The 20,248-nt window shown below is 54.6% G+C and carries 14 protein-coding genes; 9 read left to right on the top strand and 5 right to left on the bottom strand.

Features of this window, described 5'->3' with window-relative positions; translation table 11 throughout:
- Nucleotides 1-36: 36 nt before the first annotated feature.
- The 5 genes from BVU17_10365 to BVU17_10345 all read left to right on the top strand — a co-directional run bounded on the left by BVU17_10365 (nucleotide 37) and on the right by BVU17_10345 (nucleotide 7,211).
- Entirely contained in the window at nucleotides 37-972 is a 936-nt protein-coding gene (locus BVU17_10365) for an NAD-dependent dehydratase (protein ID AUG47900.1), read from the top strand.
- Nucleotides 973-1,037: 65 nt separating this feature from the next.
- Nucleotides 1,038-2,285: a hypothetical protein gene (locus BVU17_10360; GenBank protein AUG47899.1), complete on the top strand. Its 1,248-nt coding sequence runs from the start codon at nucleotides 1,038-1,040 to the stop codon at nucleotides 2,283-2,285.
- Between the two features lie 700 nt (nucleotides 2,286-2,985).
- Nucleotides 2,986-4,539: a hypothetical protein gene (locus BVU17_10355; protein ID AUG47898.1), complete on the top strand. Its 1,554-nt coding sequence runs from the start codon at nucleotides 2,986-2,988 to the stop codon at nucleotides 4,537-4,539.
- Nucleotides 4,540-4,544: 5 nt separating this feature from the next.
- On the top strand, nucleotides 4,545-6,005 hold the full coding sequence (locus BVU17_10350; protein ID AUG47897.1) for a hypothetical protein: 1,461 nt from the start codon (nucleotides 4,545-4,547) through the stop codon (nucleotides 6,003-6,005).
- A 57-nt stretch (nucleotides 6,006-6,062) separates the two neighbouring features.
- A complete protein-coding gene (locus BVU17_10345; protein AUG47896.1) occupies nucleotides 6,063-7,211 on the top strand; it encodes a hypothetical protein in 1,149 nt (382 codons plus the stop codon).
- Between the two features lie 634 nt (nucleotides 7,212-7,845).
- Here the strand turns inward: BVU17_10345 and BVU17_10340 are convergent.
- From BVU17_10340 to BVU17_10330, 3 genes are all read right to left on the bottom strand, one after another.
- Nucleotides 7,846-8,892: a hypothetical protein gene (locus tag BVU17_10340; protein AUG47895.1), complete on the bottom strand. Its 1,047-nt coding sequence runs from the start codon at nucleotides 8,890-8,892 to the stop codon at nucleotides 7,846-7,848.
- Between the two features lie 2 nt (nucleotides 8,893-8,894).
- On the bottom strand, nucleotides 8,895-9,971 hold the full coding sequence (locus tag BVU17_10335) for a hypothetical protein (protein ID AUG47894.1): 1,077 nt from the start codon (nucleotides 9,969-9,971) through the stop codon (nucleotides 8,895-8,897).
- A 64-nt stretch (nucleotides 9,972-10,035) separates the two neighbouring features.
- Nucleotides 10,036-11,211: a hypothetical protein gene (locus BVU17_10330; protein ID AUG47893.1), complete on the bottom strand. Its 1,176-nt coding sequence runs from the start codon at nucleotides 11,209-11,211 to the stop codon at nucleotides 10,036-10,038.
- A gap of 531 nt (nucleotides 11,212-11,742) precedes the next feature.
- On the opposite strand from BVU17_10330, the gene BVU17_10325 reads away from it, so the two are divergent.
- Complete coding sequence (locus tag BVU17_10325; GenBank protein ID AUG47892.1) at nucleotides 11,743-12,873, top strand: hypothetical protein; 1,131 nt, start codon at nucleotides 11,743-11,745, stop codon at nucleotides 12,871-12,873.
- On the opposite strand, the gene BVU17_10320 is transcribed toward BVU17_10325, so the two are convergent.
- Nucleotides 12,843-13,985 (bottom strand): hypothetical protein, encoded by a 1,143-nt coding sequence (locus BVU17_10320; GenBank protein ID AUG47891.1) that lies wholly within the window; start codon nucleotides 13,983-13,985, stop codon nucleotides 12,843-12,845. The two genes, BVU17_10325 and BVU17_10320, sit on opposite strands and share 31 nt — an antisense overlap.
- A 726-nt stretch (nucleotides 13,986-14,711) precedes the next feature.
- Between BVU17_10320 and BVU17_10315 the strand changes: the two genes are divergently transcribed.
- Nucleotides 14,712-15,614: a hypothetical protein gene (locus BVU17_10315; protein AUG47890.1), complete on the top strand. Its 903-nt coding sequence runs from the start codon at nucleotides 14,712-14,714 to the stop codon at nucleotides 15,612-15,614.
- A 40-nt stretch (nucleotides 15,615-15,654) separates the two neighbouring features.
- Here the strand turns inward: BVU17_10315 and BVU17_10310 are convergent, their stop codons facing one another.
- Nucleotides 15,655-16,605, bottom strand: a complete 951-nt coding sequence (locus BVU17_10310) for a hypothetical protein (protein AUG47889.1) — start codon at nucleotides 16,603-16,605, stop codon at nucleotides 15,655-15,657.
- A 200-nt stretch (nucleotides 16,606-16,805) separates the two neighbouring features.
- On the opposite strand from BVU17_10310, the gene BVU17_10305 reads away from it, so the two are divergent.
- Complete coding sequence (locus tag BVU17_10305) at nucleotides 16,806-18,137, top strand: hypothetical protein (GenBank protein AUG47888.1); 1,332 nt, start codon at nucleotides 16,806-16,808, stop codon at nucleotides 18,135-18,137.
- Nucleotides 18,138-19,383: 1,246 nt separating this feature from the next.
- Nucleotides 19,384-20,142: a DNA-binding protein gene (locus tag BVU17_10300; protein ID AUG47887.1), complete on the top strand. Its 759-nt coding sequence runs from the start codon at nucleotides 19,384-19,386 to the stop codon at nucleotides 20,140-20,142.
- The last annotated feature ends 106 nt before the right edge of the window (nucleotides 20,143-20,248 follow it).

Raw genomic sequence — 20,248 nt, 5'->3', positions numbered from 1 at the left:
AAGATTGACTATTTGTCGCCGTCCACGGTTCATTAAATGAATCTGACAACGCTGGTAGCGGGTGGTGGCGGTTTTCTCGGAAGTCACCTCTGTACGGCATTAGTCGAAGACGGACACGAGGTTATCTGCATTGATAACTTTGGTAGTGGACGCCGTGAGAACCTCGCACACCTTGAGGACCACCCGCGGTTCATGCTCATTGAGGCTGATATCCGCGAACCGCTAGGACTGCCCGCTGCTGACCGCGTGTACCACCTTGCGTCGCGCGCCTCGCCGACAGACTTCACTGAGTTCCCGGTACAAATCGCGCTGACCAACACTGAGGGAACCCGCAATCTACTTGACTACGCGGTCAAGCATGACGCACGGATGGTGTATGCAAGCACGAGTGAGGTCTACGGCGACCCGGAGGTCCATCCCCAGCCCGAAAGCTACACCGGAAACGTCAATATAAGAGGTCCACGTGGCTGTTATGACGAGTCGAAGCGTTTCGGCGAAACACTGACCGTCGCCTACGAGAAGCGTTATGACATCGACGTTCGGACCGCACGAATCTTCAATACATACGGTCCCAGAATGCGGGCTGACGACGGTCGGGTTGTCCCCACATTCGTTACACAGGCGCTTGACGGGGAGGACCTCACCATCTACGGCGACGGCACACAGACTCGGAGCTTCTGTTACGTCAGTGATATGGTGGCCGGTCTCAGAGCTTTGATGGACCAGCCAGGTCTCGACGGCGAAGTGGTCAACATTGGCAGAGAAAACGAGATTACAATTCGGACGCTGGCCGACCGCATTCTCGAACACTGCGACACGGATAGTGACCTCATATTCGAACCGCTGCCTGAGGACGACCCTGAACGGCGACGCCCCGATATCTCAAAGGCACAGAAACTGCTCAACTGGGAACCAAACGTATCACTGAACGAAGGTCTTCGCCAGACCATCTCGTACTTTGGACACAATTAACTTCTGAACCGTATGTGGTCTCGGCAGAACGTAATGTCTTAGTCGTCCTCCCGAAGCTATCTATTATGCATATTGCAATTCTTTCTGATCGGTACCCGGGACATGGCGCTGCTGGGGCAGGGACGATGGCCGCACGACTCGCAGAACAATATGATAAGCGCGGCCACATCATTAGCGTCCTAACAACTAGCTCTGAAACAGAACGGCCAACCGCATTTACTGCCATGTCCCCCAACATTGACAGCCACAACGACATTACCGTCTACTGCTTCCCCCGTCCCCCCTACCGCCAGTTTCGCTCGTACCATGCCCTCTACAACCCGTGGACAAGCCCCTCAATCCAGCAGTGGTTCGCTCATCATGCCGTTGATGCTGTGCACGCTCACAACGTTCATGAGTTCCTTTCGTATGATGCCCTCCGAGCCGCCAGCACCCATACAGACAGTGTCGTCCTTACCTATCACGACGGAATGAGCTTCGCATACGGGAAGGTTAACCACTTTGTAGACGGTGACCCCAATAACGACGGCCGACCACCTAGTTATGCATACTGCCCCTCAGAGCTACACCAGATACGTAGAGCGAAGTTCCAGTACAATCCCGTTCGAAACCGAGTAAACAAGTGGTATTTATCGACCTATATCAATCATGGTATCGCAGTTAGTCACGAGCTCGGCCGCGCGCTCCGCGCAAACGGCCGGCCAGTTGATTATATTATCCATAACGGTATTGACCCACAACGATATCTTGAAGCTGATGGTAACCAGTTCCGAGATAAATATGGCCTGAATGAACAACCGTTTATCCTTTTCGGCGGCCGTGCCTCAGACCTCAAAGGGGGTACTCAATTAGCCCGTGCTATCGCATGCTCGGAAACCCAGCCCCTACTGGTCCTTACTGGCGAAAATAAAAAGTACGCTGAAAAGTTACGTAGCATGCACCCGCAAATATCGATACGAGAAACTGGCTGGGTGGACGAAGACCTGATGCCTAGTGCGATGTCCGCTGCGGCAACCGTGGCGACGCCGAGTGTCTATCTTGAGCCATTTAACCTCCAGAACCTGGAGGCGATGGCCGCAGGAACACCGCCGATCACCACCTGTTACGGAGGACCACCGGAGGTTGTGGAAGACGACCGCACCGGGTTTGTTGTCAACCCGTTTTCAACCCGTGAGTTCGCTGACCGGATTGACGCCCTCATTCAACATGCCGACAAATGTCAAGAGTTGGGCCATAATGCCCAACAGAATGTCACTAAGTCGTTCACTATTGAAGACACCGCTAGCAAGTATCTGTCACATCTTATGGCATAAACCACATCAGTCCCATAGTGCGTCCTGATCAATGACTTCCGCCGGACTGCCAACAAAAAGGGTTGTTAGTGAGCATCGTCGGTGACCGCGCCTTCGCTGGCGATTACCGTTCCACTCTGACGATAACTGCTTGATTGAATATCACGCCGTCTCCAGTCCAAACGACGTCTTTAATCTCGATTGGTACTATTCAGGCTTACGTATCACTGCCCCGGTAGAGCTGATCACGGTCTGTGTCGAGAATCTGAACATCCTATGAGATGGCATAGTTATCACCGACAGCATTCGGTCTTGAAAATCACTTTCGTCATTGGATTAGCATCTGAGCGTCACATTTCAAACTCTCGTTCAATTTTCACACGCAAACAACGCACGCACACACAGTCCAGTATCGGAAAACTAATTACGGTACTAAACGTCCGAATGTCGGCAGTACGGACTCATTTGTATCTTCAAGTCGCCGTGGGACTTCCCAGTTGGATAGTGTCTGGTGTGGCGACAGTCATCGTGGCTGATAGCGTTGCCGTTAAATATCATGACTGGACGGCTATTTTCCAGCACCGCCGGTCGAGTGAGGGGAAAAGTAGTCCGAGAGGACGTAGACTTGCATTAGCAGAGTGGAGATGAAGTGCAAAATATAGGTTTTGGAAACGGGTTCGGTTCCGGAACGTATTTTCGCCGGCAACCAGTGCTAGCGGTAATGGCAGTCAGTGAATTGCTTATTCTCGGAGTAGATGCCGCGGATTTTAGTGTTCTCAGTTCGGACTCGGTCTCACTTCCGACGCTCGAACGACTAATGCAGGAGGGTGTTTCGGCCCCTCTCGAGAGCACCACGCCTCCGATAACCGGCGCAGCGTGGCCTGCGATGGCCTGTGGGCGCGACCCCAACAGTATCGGAATGTTTGACTTCCGGAACTTCTCGCGAGAGGATTGCGGTGAGTACCGTCCTTCGCCGTCGGCAGTTGATCCATTCTGGAGTTACCTCAGTGAGGAAGGGTATACTGCGGGTATCAGTGGCTACCCGATCGCGCCGCTGGACAAGCCCGTCGACGGGTTCGTCCTCTCATGGCCGTGGTATCTACCAGCGGACGAGCAACGCTTGGCTCCTGCGGAGTTCTTTGAGGACACTGACATCGAGGTTGATGACTACATCCGGGAGAACACAGAGTTCGAGGTCGAGCAGGTACTCACCGACCTCTGGGACAAGGCCGAGTTTGACGAACGTGTTTTAAATCGCTTTGATTTCGATGTGTATTTCACGCATCTTGACGCTGACACCATCATTCACATCGCAGACGAAGATACACTTGACGACGTGTATCGAGTCTACGAAGCGATAGACGAGATTGTCGCGTCCATACTTGAACACTGTGCAGACGACTGTGCCGTCATGATGGTCTCGGATCACGGCATTTCGAAAGTGCATGGGAAGTTCTACATGACACAGTTTCTCATTGACCAAGGGCTGCTTCAGAGAGAGACCACGGCAGCCGAACGGGTCACACAGACGGATATCAGCCAGCGCGCTATCGAGTTGGCCAAAACCACGCTGAACGCTCTCGGACTCACACGTCCCATCCAGAAGTTGTTGTTAAGTGACGATAAGATTCGCCAGCAGGCAGGACTCGAACACGGATTGGATTTCGAGGATATCGACTGCGAGAACACCGTTGTCGTCAACAGCGGAGATTGGGGTCAGTTATACGGTACAGACGGAGACGACGAGGTCAAAGCAGTTGTAGACTACCTCTCTCGGATGGCGGCTGAACAGGGCTTCGAGGTAGTCGTAGACTGGCCCGAAACGGCATACGAAGGCGATCAGTTGCATCCTGATGCGCCAGACGCCATCGTAACGATACGCGCACAAGACGGAATCCTGCGCCCAAAATCAGTCGTCTCACCAGGAAAAGAGGACCCTGAGGACTACTTCGAGACGTTCGACACGGCAAATCTGAACCACGGCGAAGACGGAGTGTTCGTCCTTTCGGGACCGAACGTGAAGCACAACACAGAGGTCGAACCGCTTCATTTGCTTGACGTCGCACCGACGATTCTGAACCAACTTGTGGGCGTCGTACCACCCGACGTACACGGGACAGCCCGGACCGATCTCTACGAGCCCGGTAGTCGGCCAGCGTCAACTCCCCAAACCGGATTCAAAGATTTCCAGCAGACGTTAATCGAGGACCGGTCGGAGCACGGAGAGATGGACGAGGTGAAGGAGAAACTGGCCGAGCTCGGATACTTCGAATAATTTCGATGGCATCGGATTTCATCCGCGACCTGCGCTGGGTTTCGTTTGCTGAAGTCTTCTCACAGGCCGCGTCATTTGCCACAGTCCCACTCCTTACACGGGCATTGGTCCCGTCTGAATACGGTCTCTATCGGTCGGCGTTCGTGGTGGTGTCACTGTTGATGTTCGTCAGGGGTGTAGTGAACCTCCAGCCGCTTCTTCTCGACCAACTACCACGGCTCGAGAGACAGCGCCAGAGGTCGTTGACGGTGGCAGTCAGCGTATGTACGGTTGCTTTGACCACGATGTCGCTCGTCGGACTCGTCCTTTTGACAGAGATAGGGATATTGAACGAGGTTTCGGGTCGGATCCAAGAGTTCGTGGCCGCTAACCTTTGGTTGACGATGTCTCTCGTGGCATCGAGGTCGCTGTATCAATACGGCCTTACTGTATGCAAAGCCTTGGACGAGTTTGCGACGTACAGTGGCGTCAAGTTCCTGTACGAGATGACGTTCTTGGGGGCACTTGTCGCGTTGTTCGCTGTCGATCTGCTCACGATTGTAACGGCAATCTCGGCGTACGTAGGCGCGAGTATGCTAGCCATCGGTATCATCCTCGTGATTGTCCACGATGAACTCCGCGCGAAGCCCGACTTTGGGAAGCTGATTGGCGAGTACCGTCGAGTCTCAGCGCCACTGATTCCCAGGTCACTTGTCGAGAAGACAAAAGGGCTCACTCCTCGATTCCTCATCGTGAGCGCGTTCGGGGTCGGAACCTTCGGGAGCTGGTCAGTTGTCTTCTCCCTTGCCATGTCGTTTCGGCTATTGAGCAGGCCGTTCTCGGAGATTCTCCTGCCGAAGATATCGAAAGCGCTCTCAGAAGGCCAGTCGCTCGACGGACTCGTATACCAGTACTACCGCGTGATGGGAACTCTCATTTCACCGGCGGTCGTCGGCGGCTGGCTTCTCGGTGCTGAGGTCATTCAGTACGTCTTTGGTGCGGAGTATGTTCTCGCTGACGTCGTGATTTGGCTTCTGCTCGCCGGGTTTGGCATCCAATCGATCAATGCGATAACGGGTTCGGTATACGTGGCCACTGATCGAAGTGATCTCGCGACATATACCCAGATCCTGTCCGCAGTCGGCCTTCTCTCGCTCGTGTTGCTCGGAGCTTTCGTCTTCGATTCACTTATTATCGTCTCAGCCGGATATCTCGCAGAAAACCTTATCGCGTTATCAATCTCACTCAGATATCAATCTACCATCCTTGAACTTCCACGGCCGAGTTTCGAGACGGTCTGGAAGCTCTGTTTGTCACTCGCTATGATGGTGATAGCCGTAGTGCTCGTAGAACCGTGGATAGCTGGTGTACTGACGACATTCGCTGCCGTCGCTGTCGGTGCGGCCACGTACTTTGTGACGCTCTACGCTACAGGATTCATCCGCGAGCAGGAGTGGGAACTCCTTCACCAGTTTGTTAGTATATAACCAACACGTATTTATTTGCGCATCCTAGTCCGATACTACTGTCGTTAGATCGAACGCATGCACGTACTTTCAATAAGTTTAGACGAGTCGATTGCGCTGTCGGAGAGCGACGCTCACCAGCGACAGCGGAGGTACGCCAAGTATTTCGACAGATACACTGTTGTGGCAAAAACCGATTCAGAACACGACAAGCAGATTCGGGACGGGGCACTACGGGTGATTCCCACGAATTCGACGACACGGTATCACTTTCTGATAGACGCCTACCGACTCGGACGTACGGCGGCCGAAGAGTGGGCACCTGATTGCGTGACAACGCAGGATCCGTTCTCAACTGGCGTCGTTGGACTCGCGCTTGCACGACAGTTCGATGCGTCGCTACGGGTGCAGGTTCACGCCGATTTCATATCTAACCCAAAGTGGCGGTGGCAGTCGGCGAAGAACCCGTTCGCGGAAGCGCTCGGCCGAATCGTATTGAAGCATGCTGATGCGGTTCGAGTTGGAACTAAACACGAACGTAGAAAGGTCAGTTCGGTCGTCCAAGACTCGACCAGGGTTTCGGTCGCTCCGGTTCGGATGGACTTCGATGGGGTTGTCGGTGGTAGTGAGCGGTCGGTGACCGAACTTCGGTCGGCCTTCGGTTTTGGCGAGCGCCCAGTCATCTTCTTTGCGGGCCGGTTCACCGATCAAAAGAATTTGCATAAGTGGCTCGAAGTTGCCGCGATCGTTCACGAAGCGGCTAACAGGACGCCACTATTCGTCATGGTGGGTGACGGCCCACAGTCCGAGAATGTTCGACAGCAGGTCACTGAGTTCGGCATAGAGGACAGCTTCCGGTTCCCTGGATGGGTAGAGACCGAGCGCCTCGCGGAGTACTACGACCTCGCAGACGTGTTTCTAATAACCTCTGACTATGAGGGCACTTCCCGAGTCGTCGTTGAGGCTGGCATGAACGAGACGCCGGTCGTCGCGACACCGTTTGCAGGCGCAATGGATAACATTGTTGACGGAGAAACTGGCTTTGTCGCTGAAGACGTGGAAACGCTCGCTCGACGAGTCTGCGAGCTACTCGAAGACGCGACCGTACGCCAACAGATGGGCACTCGGGCACGGGAACACTTGATGGAGCGATTCGACGCCGAGCGGCTGGTTGAAGAGTACGTAGAGTTCTTGCAGGATGGACTATGTGGAGAACGAAGATACTAGGTTTTGAGAGTCCTCGTATGAAGTGGATAGAACAAACCGCTGAGAGTGAACGCATACTCGACGTTTGATTCGTCGACGAGTGTGAAACAAATACTGCACGCCGAAGCGTTGCATAGCCGAATCCTGATGCAACATTGTAGGAACTGATTTAAAACCGACTGTTGGGGAACGGGCGGCTGGCGAGCCCATCAGAGACGACCTCTTTCCTCTGTCCTTTGCAGATGGCATTTTCGATGGCGTCGTTTTTGCAGAGGTACCGGAACGCTTGCCCAATCCTGGAGACGCGATACCAGAGCTCGCAACTGTTCTTGAAACAGGCGGGCGGCCATATCTAACAAGAACCCGCTCGGCCTGTATCGCTACCTTCGACACTCCCTACTAGTGGACTCTCCTGACCAGGGTCACTACCACGAGGCGGACGGCCATGTCCAGCTTGTAGCCCCGCTCTCGCTGTCACATCTGTTTGATGGTCACGGATTCCGTGTTGAAGAACGGACCCGCCCAAGTATCACTCTATCTAGGTCTCCGACGTGCCCTCGATTGACCGCTCTTCCAGAGTTTCTGTTCAACCGGGGTTGAACAGACACCTGTATCGTCGCGGTGAGCGAGTGATTCAGCCGCCTTCGCAGGGTTCTCAGAGTCTGGACGCCAGATTCGACATCAAGGCCCGTACGTCGTGGCGGTCACGGGCAACTTCTCGACTCCGCTGACAGAGGCTACGGTACTCGGCGTCGTTCAACTCAAAGATGGATTCGAGACGGTCGGCAAGCGCCGCCGGATCACCACTTGGGAACGTGAGGCGAGAGGCGTTAAGGTCCGAGTCGTGGACCATATCTACGTATGAATCGTTGGAGGAGACGACCGGTGTCCCGGATGCCATCGCTTCGACTTCCGTCTTGTCGAGACTTCCCGTCGCACTATCATTGAGGAAGACACCCGCACGCTGGTACTTCAGGACGACTTCCTCATGCGGGACGGCTCCAACGAATTCGACCAAATCGGTCAACCCCTGTGATTCAACCGTCTCGTATAGTTCTTCGACATACGCCTCGTCACCCGACGGTGCACCAACGATCTGTAGTTTCGCGTCGATACCGCGGGTATCGAGCACCTCGATAGCACCGACAAGTGTCTCGAACCGCTTTACCGGATCAAGGCGGCCGACGCCAAGAGCCAGTCGTCGGTCGGTGCTTGAACCGTTTGGCGCGAACGTATTGGTGTCGATACCGTGACCGAGCACCGAGAGCTTGTCTGACGGAAGTCTGAAGCTACCTTCGGTCGCGGTCACTACCCGGTCGGCTAGCCGGTGTGCAACCTTTAGATGCCACTCGACGCTGCTGTGGGCGTACCAGAGCGTAACTGGAACTCCTGCCGACCTGAACCATGGCCAGCCCGCAATAACGTAGTGTGGAATCATGTGGGCGAAGACCGCATCGATACCTCGCCGTACGGCCTCGATACAGTGTCGCTCGAACGAGAGGACCCGCCTCGCCTTCGAGTATCCCTTCTCCTTCCCGAAGCTGTAAAGCGTAACGTTGTTGGGGAGGTCGTACTGGCCGATGTAGCTTGTTAGTACGTCAAGCTTCTCAACGTGTTCGGCAAGTGCGCTGACCCAGTCGACAGTGAATCCGAGGATATCGTCGGTCGAATCTACCTTTTGTGTGATCATTAGGACGTGCATGCTCAGACCCCTATCTGTAGGAAATCAACGATGCTCTCGGCTCGGTGCTTCCACGTATACTGTTTGACGTCCTCTCGAGCGTGGCGTGCGACCTTGCTTGCGTCCGGGTCGTCCAACACCTGACGTATTGAACGCGCGAGTGAACTGGAGCTGTCAGGCGGTGCGAAGTAGGCACTGGAGTCGTTCAACACTTCCTTCAACGACGGGATATCGGTGGCGATTATCGGTCGCCCGACTGCCATGTACTCGAACAGTTTGAGCGGCGAGGTGTACCGGCGTGAGATAGCTCTTTCAGCTGTGTTCGGGAGGACGAGCGCATCGCTGGCCGCGAGATACTTCGGGACCTGGTCTGGGTGGACGTGTCCAACCATCTCAACATTGCTCGGCATTGTCCCCACAGCAGTTTCAAGTCGGTCCTGCTGAGCGGCCGTACCGCCCACGAGACAGACAGTCACTTCAGGTATGTCTTTAGCTGCTTCGACCAATGTATCGACGCCTTTCCACTGTTTGAGGCTGCCGGCGTAGCAGACTAACTCGCCCTCCGGGAGCGATAGCTCGGTTCGAAGTGACGACTTTGAGCGCTTGATTGTGAACCGGTCAAGGCGTACACCATCCGGTGCGACAAGCATCGGCGCATTGGTGAACGAGCGCCACTCGTCCCGGAGCCCCTCGCTGATGACAACTACACCGCAAGTGTGCTCCAATGCCCGTCCAAGAAGTGCTGCGACTCGGTCTCTCGAAGGCCGACGGTGCAGTTCGACCGCAAGCGAATCGCCGAACAACGGTGCACCGAGGACGGCGAACAGAAGTCCGCGGGAGTACAGCCAGTCCCAGTCGGATCTGAGCGTGTACGCGAGCGCAGCGAGTGTGAACGTGATCGACTGGAGGTAGAACGCGAAGCGGAGGAGCGGCTGGCGTGAGCTACTGCCGAGAAAATCGATACACGGCAGTCGTGTTATTTCGAAGTTAATAGGTGAGTCGAAGTATTCCTCAACTGAATCGGGCGCGTCGTCTGGCTGGACGCGATCAGGGATGACTAGTTCAACCTCGTGTCCGTTCTCGGTAAATGCGTCGCACATCTGGACGATTTGATAGGCGTGTGCTCGCCGGCTCGGAAGCCTTGCGTTTGCCACGTACTGTATCCTAGCCATTTTTTTTTCGGTGGCCGTCTCTCGCGGAGGCTACCTTCCGCAGAAGGGTCTCGTATTCGGCGACCATCTGTTCGTGTTCAAACTGGCTCTCGAGGCGCTTGTACGCTTGCGTTCGGAGTTGACTCCGGAGCGAGGAGTTCGAGAGTAATTGCTCAAACCGCTCAGAGAACGCCTCAATGTCGTCCTGTTCAACGAGGAACCCGTCTTCGCCGTCGGTAATGGCCTCAGGAGTGCCACATACCGCGGACGCGACGACAGGTGTCCCGCAGGCCATCGCTTCGAGGACAACATGGGGAAGCCCCTCGTAGGTCGAATTTAACGCGAAGACGCGGCTACGAGAGACGATGTCGAGTACACGTTCGTGAGGGATGCGACCATGAAAGACAACTTGCTCACTCACGCCCCGTTTGTCTGCGTGCGCTTCGAGGGTGTCCCGTTCAGGCCCGTCACCGATGACGTGTAACTCCGCGTCGGGTACGTCGGCTCGTTCGAAAGCATCAACGATTCCGCCTATCCCTTTCCACGGGACGAGTCGACCGACGGTCACGATTCGGGGTGGTCGATCGGAGTCGGTTATCGACGGCCTCTCTATGTCTATCGCATTGTAGATGACGCTCGTCCGGTCGGGAGCCACTCCCCACCCAGTCACGAGTGAGCGGAGAAACTTGCTTGGCACCGCGACGTGGTCTGCCAATCGAACTGGCGCTGTCCGAAGAAGTTTCCAACCTTCGAGTTTCGGATTAAAAGTGAACTGCTGGAACGTCTCAATGTCGTTGCAGGTCTCGCCGGAACGGCGGGCCCGCTCCCATGCGGCGTCACCGACGATTTTGCTGACGGTCGGGACGCCCACGATGCGCCCGGCAGTTATCGCCTGCAAGTCGAACGCGTTTACCAACATCACGTCCGGTTCGTACGACCGGAGTTCGGCCACGAGGGTTCGAATCTGTCGGGCATATCTAAAGACGACGGAATCACCACGAGGAATGCGTACGACTTTGAACGGAAACCGGTCGTCGAACCCCGACGAGGCACGACCGTTCGTGACGACGCGGACAGAGTGGCCCCGGTTGACGAGTTCGCGTCCAAGCGATGAGACGAATGTCGCTGGACCTCCGGAATCGGGTGGAAAGATACCGGGGGCGAGCAATACGCTGACTGACTCCTTCACTGTTGGCTGAACAGTGTCTGTCCCGCTTGAAATATCGTTCTATTCGCGATGGAACTCTCGGAAAAGCGTGTAACGGCCGTTCAAGAACCTGTCGCCTTCTCTGGCCAGTCTCCAGAAAAGCACTATCGAATTAAACACGCTCTCGCCAGTGAGGACTGATACTTATCTGCTACCGAACGTCATCTCAACCATTCTCGATAGCGCACGCAGAGACCACGCGACATTGAACGAAAATAGAACGAAATATATGGTATCTTATCGGTACGAGTGCATTGAGCAAGAGTTGGGACATTATCCGCACACTGTACGACAACGAACTCGACGATGCCGACGCGTGCGTCGGTCAACTACCGAATTGGTCAGCGACTCAATGCCGGGGAGCGGGATTCCTCGTGGCCACTACCCGTGGTGAGCTACTGGGCAATAGATAACTCAGCGAACAGATATGCGAGCGGCCGGTCAAACTTGGCTCGTGGCCGGAGGAAGCCAAAGTCAGTACACCTTTGGTAGAACACTAGAAATCAGGCGACAATGACAGATACACCGAGCGTTCTCCATGTTATTTCTGGTATCGATGTCGGCGGCGCAGAGAATCACCTTCTGATGCTTCTTGACGGACTCGCCTCACGGGAGTTTGACGTTACCGTAGCATATCTGAAAGGCGACGGCGAACTCGCGGACGACTTCCGAGAAGCAGGCTGCTCTGTTGAGCGAATTGGTATCCGGTCGGACTTGGACCCACTCGGGCTCGGGAGACTCGTCGCAAAAATAGCTCGAAACGATTACGACATTGTCCACACTCACCTCTTTCACGGTGACGTATACGGCGCGACAGCCGCAACTGTTGCTGGAGTTCCAGCTATCGTCTCCTCGAAGCATAACGATCCACCATACTGGCAGGACCAACCGCACAAGCTAGTACACGACCTGTCGCTGTCTCGTACCGACCGTATTCTCCCAATTTCTGAACATGTCCGTGACTACTTGCTTGAAACCTCGAATGTCAGCCCAGATCGAGTTCAGACGGTCCGATACGGGTTCTCGCTAAAGGACTTCGAAGACGTATCTGAGAGTGACGTCCAATCGGTACGGCGAGAATTTGTCGACGATAATAAGCCACTCGTTGGAACCGTCGCTCGACTCACTGAGCAGAAAAATCTGGAAACGCTTCTCCGCGCGTTCGAGCAAGTCAGAGACCGGGTGCCGGGCGCACATCTCGCTATCGTTGGACGCGGCGAGGAAGAAGACCGCTTGATACGCCTTGCAGACACTCTCGGTATTGCGGACGCCGTGACATTCGCCGGATTTCGGACTGACATTCCCGAACTTATGCACGCATTTGACGTGTTCGCACTGCCATCGCGGTGGGAAGGCTTTGGCGTTGTGTTTCTCGAAGCGATGGCCGCCCAGACACCCGTCGTCGCATCTGAAGTGAGTGCCATCCCAGAAGTGGTCGCAGACGGCAAGACTGGACTGCTGTGTCCCCCGACAGACGAGACGCAGTTTGCCGATGCTATCTCAACCCTGCTTGAGGACCGAGAACTGGCCGAATCGATGGGCGAAGCCGGGAGGGAACGGCTCGACAGGAAGTTCACGGTCGATAGGATGGTCGAAGAAGTAGCGACAATCTATCAAGAGATACTGTCCACCAAATCGCGGTAGAGCGATTGGTACGACTGTTCCATGTTTTCGAGCGTAAATCGGCTGAGGTCGGCGGTAGTTTGTTTGCTCATCTTACGCCGGAGCGACGGTGATGCGACGAGTTGCCCGATGCGGGCGCTCAGTTCTGAGATGTCACCCGGCTCGACTAGAAATCCGGTTTCGCCATGCGAAACCTGTTCGGGGATTCCTGCGACAGTCGTCGAGACGACCGGCAACCCGGCAGCACGGGCTTCGGTGACGACGCGGGGCATTCCCTCACGATAGGAGGGGAGTACGAAGACATCCGCCGTGGCGAGGAGCCGGGCAACATCGTCGCAGTAGCCGAGAAATGAGATGTTGTCTTCAAGCCCACGTCGCTTGACCGCATCCTGTAGTTCTTCTCGGCTTTCTCCTTCGCCCGCGATATCTAACTTGACCGGATGCTCTCCGGCGACCTGATCGACTGCCTCTATCAGGTCGAACAGGCCCTTGCCGTCCGCTAGTCGGCCGACGAAAAGTAGCGAAACTGGTTCATCGGCGGATGGCAGGTTATCCCACCGGTCCGGAACGCGATATGCGTCTAAGTCTAGACCGTCGTAGATGACCTCGTACTGGTCCGGATGACCAAACCCGCGGTCGAGATAGGTGTCACGAACCCTCACTGAGTTGGTGACTATGCGGTCGCTCAGCGGTGCACTCGCGCGCTCGAAGACGTAGAGTGTGGCGTTCAACAGCGGGTTCCGGTCGCTTGCGATTGGGTCACCGTGAACGCTGTGGATAGTGACTGGGACATCTGCAAGGGCGCCCGCCCAGCGTCCAATCACGCCTGCCTCTGTGCTATGTGTGTGGAGGATATCTATCTGTTCGTGTTTGAGATACCGTGCGACGCACAGGACCGCCGGAAGTGCAGTTACTGGGTTGTAGTGTCTGATCGCCCGGAACACAGTGACGTCGATTCCTCTCTCCCGGAGAGCATCAAGTCGCTCGGAAGCATGTTCCGCGCCGACACCGACTCGTAGGTCGTACTGCTCTGGTGCGGTCCGAAGCGCCGAGAGGATTTGTTCGACGCTCTTCTCTGCACCGCCATCGAGAAACCGAGTGATGAGGTGGAGGACACGATACGGCTCAGTCACAGGTCTACGTTTCGACGACTCGAGTAAAGGATTGCCGAAACTTCATCATCGACCGACCAATCTACGAACTATCCGCACAATGGCCGTGGTGCAGAATCCCACCTTTCGAATGAAATTTTTATGTCGAGCCAGAGTAATTTGTTTCAAACGTTTTTAATGTTGTACTTCGATTCCTTTTCGCATCGTGACTTACTCAGGCCGTTACTCCCGGCGAGTCTGGTCTGTCTGAGCCTGACGAAGCACCACTTACGCCAGTCAGATGCCAGCGGTGAGTTTAGGACACTCGGAATACCGCTCAACGATGCTCTTGTCCCTCACCAGAACCGACCAGATTTGTTGGGCCTCGTTGAACCATGTGCTTCCAAGACACGACCGAGCCGAATAATGCTTAGTCTCCTTCGAGAGCGATTATCGAAGGCCGCCGGTATACAAGAACAGCGGTCGTGAACGCTGTCTAAATGGGAGGGGATATAGCTAAGATGTGAGCAACGGTCGAGGCCAAGATAGAACCACGAATACTTATCGCCCGATACCCACTCCAGGAGGATATCAGGCTCAAAAGACGGCCTGACCGTTTGAAAGCTCTCATCTATGGCATGCGGACAAGATATTGTGCCGTCGGACACCAGTCTACGAATCGATGCCGAAGGGCAATTGCTACTTATCTTTTAAGTGGATACCATCACAACTATATTCGTCGGTTGTAGTGTTCCAACAGAGAAGGTAATGACGCTCAAGTCGATGTTCCGTGGTCGATTACACGAGTGGCTCCTCCGAGCCAACCGACTCTATCACAGACGGCTTTACACAGTAGAGTCCAATCCTGACGGAATCGACATTTTTGACGAGGACTGGGACTCACTTGTTCTTCTTGACGCTTGTCGGTACGATGCTCTCGTAGACCGGGATGAACTCCCCGGTAACTTGGAGTCACGGGTTTCTAAGGGGTCACAAACATACGAATTCCTCCGAGCGAATTTCACAGACCGAGACTTGCGTGACACGGTTTATGTTACCGCAACGCCGCAGTACTACCGGTTCGAAGACGAACTCAACGCGACGTTTCACGAGGTTGTTAACATCTGGAGCGATGATTCGAACGTATGGCACGATGGTGGACGACAGGTCGTGCGCCCCGAAACGACCACCGAGCACGCACTCCAAGCCGCCGAGCAGTACCCGAACAAGCGGCTACTGGTGCATTACATCCAGCCCCACACTCCCTTCCTCGATCGACCGACCGAGAAACTGAATACTGACCGAAACACGTACCGACAGTTCATCAGCGGAGAGCTATCGGTGGACGCCTCGACGCTGCGTGAGGCGTACCGACGGAACGTTGACATTACGCTTCCGCACGTAACTGACTTACTCGAGGGGCTTGACGGAAAGACCGTTGTCACTGCGGACCACGGAGAGCTACTGGGAGAACGATTATATCCGGTACCGGTTTCGGGCTGGGGACACCCACACGGAACATACGTCGACGAACTCGTACGTGTGCCGTGGCTAGTCCACGAACAGGGTGAGCGACGAGATGTGACCTCCGGGTCGTCGAAGAGTGGCGACGAAGAAATTAAGCATGACGTGGTTGAACAGCGACTGCGTAGCCTTGGCTACACGAACTAATCGAGATTGACAGGGACTGACCGAACCGCGAGAATCCATTTCACAGGTAACCGAGGTCTCGAAGGTGTTCGACTGTCTCCTTTCGTTCAAATTCGTCCTTGTCACCTTGTTCGCCAGTAACCCTCGGTTTGAACTTGGGTTCGTACTCGCCTCTGTCACGTGCAGTTGTAGTCGCCCATGGGACGCATTTCACGTTCGGTTGGAGGCTTCCGAGGGGGTGTTTGTACGTTCCCCAGCGGCCGAATCCTTCGCCGTGGTCCGCGCTAATTGCGACGCGCTCGGCATTCAGATTCTCAAGCAACACCGAAACGGAGTCAAGACTCATCCTGAGATTTTCGAGATACGCGTTCCAGACCGTCTCTCGCTCTACACTTCCGGCTCGAAGGCATTTGAATGGATTCGATTCCCATGGTTTCAGTTCCCGTCCTTCACGCCTCGCCATGGCGATGTACGGTGAGTGGGGTTGCGAGTAGTGGACAATGAGTCGGTCTGGCTGGAGTTCGCGGCCGACCGTGATAGCGCGGTCGGTCAAATGTTCGGGGAGCATGTGTTTGTAGGGGTGCTCGGGCTGATACTGCCACGCGTCGTCTACAAGCAAAAAGTCGTCTGCATCCGCCACCTTCCAGTTCACTGGTGCCCGGTCAGCCGGGAAGTTACGATCTTTGAGAACTCGCTTCGAGAAGGCGTTCGCTGAAACGTAGGCCGTTCCACGAATCTCGCTCGTATACGTTGTGCGAAACGTGTTTGCGACCCACTCTCGACTGGTGCTCCCAACAGAAACTATCGAATCGATATCTGACAAAAACGAGTACTCATCTGCAACCTCTTTCAGTGCGTCTACACGGCAGGTGTCGAGTATGATGAGCGCATCCCAGTCTCGCTCAAAGACATTCGCCCCAACTGGGTATCGGGAAGTGAGCGAGGCCCACAGCGCAATGTACGCGTCCCGCAGCTCCTCTGAAATCAGTGTGGTGATTTTAGTCGGCTGCATGTGTTCGAACTGATTACGAACTCCTTTATGCTCAATAGGTCATATATTTTGAGATCCTCACATTTGGCTATGCTTCTAACCAGAGGACTGATGATACCGGGTTTCCCATCCGTCAGCACTACGCAGGGTCGCCGAATATCGCGAGAAGGGAGTAATCTCTTTCGATAGAGTTTATACGGCGACATTCTAATCGATAATGAATGCGTCAGGGCGCTACGATGGCGATGGGAGCCGGAGTGGCGATGGCAGTCGGTATGATTCTCGCCGTTTGGGGTTTGACAGCGGTGCTTACCTTAATCTCAATCGTACTCACCCTCCTTATTCTGTTCAGCGGTGCAGCCCTCCTCTGCCGGAGTCGGGCGTGGTTCGCTATCCTGCTCGTCGGCATACTCGTTCGGCTCCCGTACACGGTATTGAAACCCGTCCACGACGACTCCTCAGTATACGTCGGGAGAGCACTCAACCTGCTTGAGGGCCAGATCACAATTTCCGGACACATCGGTGTAGAAGCCATCATGGCGCTGTTTCTCGGGCTCTTTGGCCAAATGGGTGGAAACCTCGCGTCGTTTGTGGCGTCTTTGGCAACGGTGTGGCTCGTCGGTCGAACAGCCACTGTGCTGTTTGATTCTCCCCGGGCAGGTCACGCCGCCGGATTCGTCCTCGCAGTTACGCCGCTTCACATCAACTTCTCGTGGTGGGCTTACACAGAACCGATTGCTGTCTGTTTTTTCACTCTCAGCCTATACTTCTTCGTTAGTCGAAGGTACGTGGCCGGAGCGGCCGTCGGAATCATCGTATTTTTTATGCGTCTAGAATACCTGTTTCTTCTCCTTGCTCCGCTCGCCGGACTCTATGCGTTCTCTGAAGACAGGTTTCGCCACGTCTTCGTACTCGGCCCACTGCTGGGGTTCGTTGGAGTCATACTGCTTTATCAGCTCTCGTCAGGGGACTCACCAGTAGTTACCGTTCGGACACTCGTCTCAATGCCCTCGCTGTTCTCGACCGGCTTCTTCGTCGGCTTGTCGAATGCACCACTCGAACATACGGTTCGGAACCTCCAATTCTATGCGCCTCATTTTCTTCATTGGGGTGTTCCTTACTTCGAGTTCGTACTGGTGAACCCTCTTCTACCGGTACTCTTTTTGATTGGAGTTGTGGCCCTTCTCCCAAGGGTGCGGTACGCTCGCATCTTGCCGGTAACTATTGCTATCATCATCGCTGCCGCATTCATGTATCGCGAGCTAACTGTCGGGACGGGGCTCATTGGGCCTTCGATAGAGCTGGTTGCATGGCTATATGCTAGCATTTTCGTCGCACTCGTCGTGCTTGTGTTACAATCGACCGATAAGCGACTCTTCCCGCTGTTTGCTACGATTCCGTATCTGTGTCTTCTTGCTATCCTATACCTGTCCCCTAGATATCTCCTCCCGATGGCTGTCGTGGGTAGCCTCTACGCCGGATACGGGCTCAAAACCATCCTTGACATGGTGGTTATTAGCAGCGACGACACTGAAGACGCTGCAGCTACCTAGTCCCAGTGTGTTGCGAGTTTTCCCGTAACTATAGTAACAGTTGAAACGATTTACACACTGATCGCACTGCCGTCGGGCGATCAGGTGTGCATTGATTTTCAATGGCTACTATAGCACATCCTACTCTTGGTTTGTTCAATGCCGATCAATGAACTGCTCAGTGCCCTCACGAACCGTTGTCATCAATTCGTAACCGATGAGTCGCTGGTGCTCAAAATATTATTATAAGTGAAATTGGATTTACTCCGTTGAATAAAGGCTGAGGCATAGTTAGAGTGGAACACGCAGCGGTTCTATATTTGCAGTGGTAAACACCAAATCGATTTCACAGAACCATTGGTACAGCAAACACTCGCTTAACTCTGTCCTGCGAGCGCTTAGTTGTCGAATATGAATTTCGGCCATCCAGCTCCGAGAGCTCTCTTTTGTCCGGACGGATGTGTTATCTGCGGTTACGTTCAGTGACGACCCACGAGAGTGAACGAGGTGATCAATTTCTAGCGTAGCAATTTCGCATTCGGTACGCCAGTCTTGGAAAAATCAGTCCCTGTTAGTGAATGGGTGGGATGGATACGTCAGAACGGACTGTCGTCCAGATGGAGAGACTCACAGCTCTGAAGTCAGACGGAGTACTTGAACACGACTGCTTTTATATGATCTGTCAATGTCTACTATCCTCTCTATAGAATCTTAGGTCGAGTTGTCCGCAATAGAGTTCTCAACACGCCACCGACAACACCCCTTTGATAATAACGTGGGTTATGGACAGTCACTGATCGCTTTTGCGAGTGTGTATTCACAGTCAGCGTGCTACTTTCTCACCTCGTCATACTGTTTCTCTGGTCACTGCCTCTCACCGTATCTCGGTTATGCCAAAGAGTGTGTAGAAAGCCTCGTGTCGAATGCACAGTGTTCAGAGTGCGTCCAGCACAACCGCAAACCTACAACGATACTACCACCGGAGAGTTTCAAGGGTTGTGCCACAATCCGGACACTCACCGTCGGTAATCGTTAGCTGTGCATCGCACGACGGACAGTAGTCACGATAACACGCTGGGTCGCCCATATCACACATCTATTCCGGCAGAGTGTGAGCGTTTCCCCGTTCTCAGACAGTCCTTCAACGAAGCACTGATAACCAGGAAAAGACACGACCTCCTTCTTCGGCTATCAATATAGCATCCTGATTCCCATACACTATTCCTATAGCAGTAACAGGCTTGTGCGCGATCCGTCTGGTGTCCATATGCGCAACACCGGCGACCAAGGGTCAGCAGCCGAAGCGGACCAGCCAGTCGATGGTGCTGGGTACGGGCCGGCGAGCCCATCAGAGACGGGTGAGACATCACGGGGGAAGAGCCTCGGTGTCGATCTGTGTCTGAGTCATCCGGAGCTGGTTCTGACGGAGGCAGTCGAGAGTAGTCCGGACATAACAGTCCGTCCGGAGCAGATGGTCGACGACGGTACGTCGAGTTTCGTGGTGATAGAGGCCGTCGGTGAGGGTCTCGACCAGTTCGAAACAGAACTGGAGAGGGATAGCACGGTATGCGAGTCCGTCGTGTTAGACTGGACGGAGACGAACCGCGTCTATCGGGTTGAGGTGGCCGACAGCGCCGTTCGACTCACGCCCTCGCTCGTCCGCGCCGGTGGTCGGGCGCTCGATATCAAAGGGACAAGTGGACAGTGGCTGGTACACGCCCAGTTTCGGTCGCGGGCGGCACTGTCACAGTTCCGCTCTGACTGCTCTGACCGGAATATCACGTTTCGACTTGATCGACTGTACTGGACCTCCGGAGAAGTCAATGCCGGTGCATGCGGGCTAACCGCAGACCAGCAAGTCGCACTCGAGACGGCACACAGCGAGGGGTACTTCGACGTTCCCCGTGGCATCTCACAAGCAGAGTTGGCGGACAAACTCGGCATTTCACCATCTGCGATGTCACAGCGGATTCGGCGCGGGATGGATCAGGTCGTCGGGTCGGAGCTTGGACTATCTGATGAGTAGATGACTAAAGAATAAATAATTATATCTGAATTATCAAGTGTGGCCAGACGTGACAGGGCTATCATGTGCCAAAAAGGATATTGTTCCGCTGTGACACCCGTTCCGT

Origin of the sequence: Haloarcula taiwanensis (genome assembly GCA_002844335.1) — an archaeon.
Taxonomy (GTDB): domain Archaea; phylum Halobacteriota; class Halobacteria; order Halobacteriales; family Haloarculaceae; genus Haloarcula; species Haloarcula taiwanensis.
The sequence above is the reverse complement of the archived record's forward strand: the minus strand, read 5'-3'. Positions and strand labels throughout refer to the sequence as shown.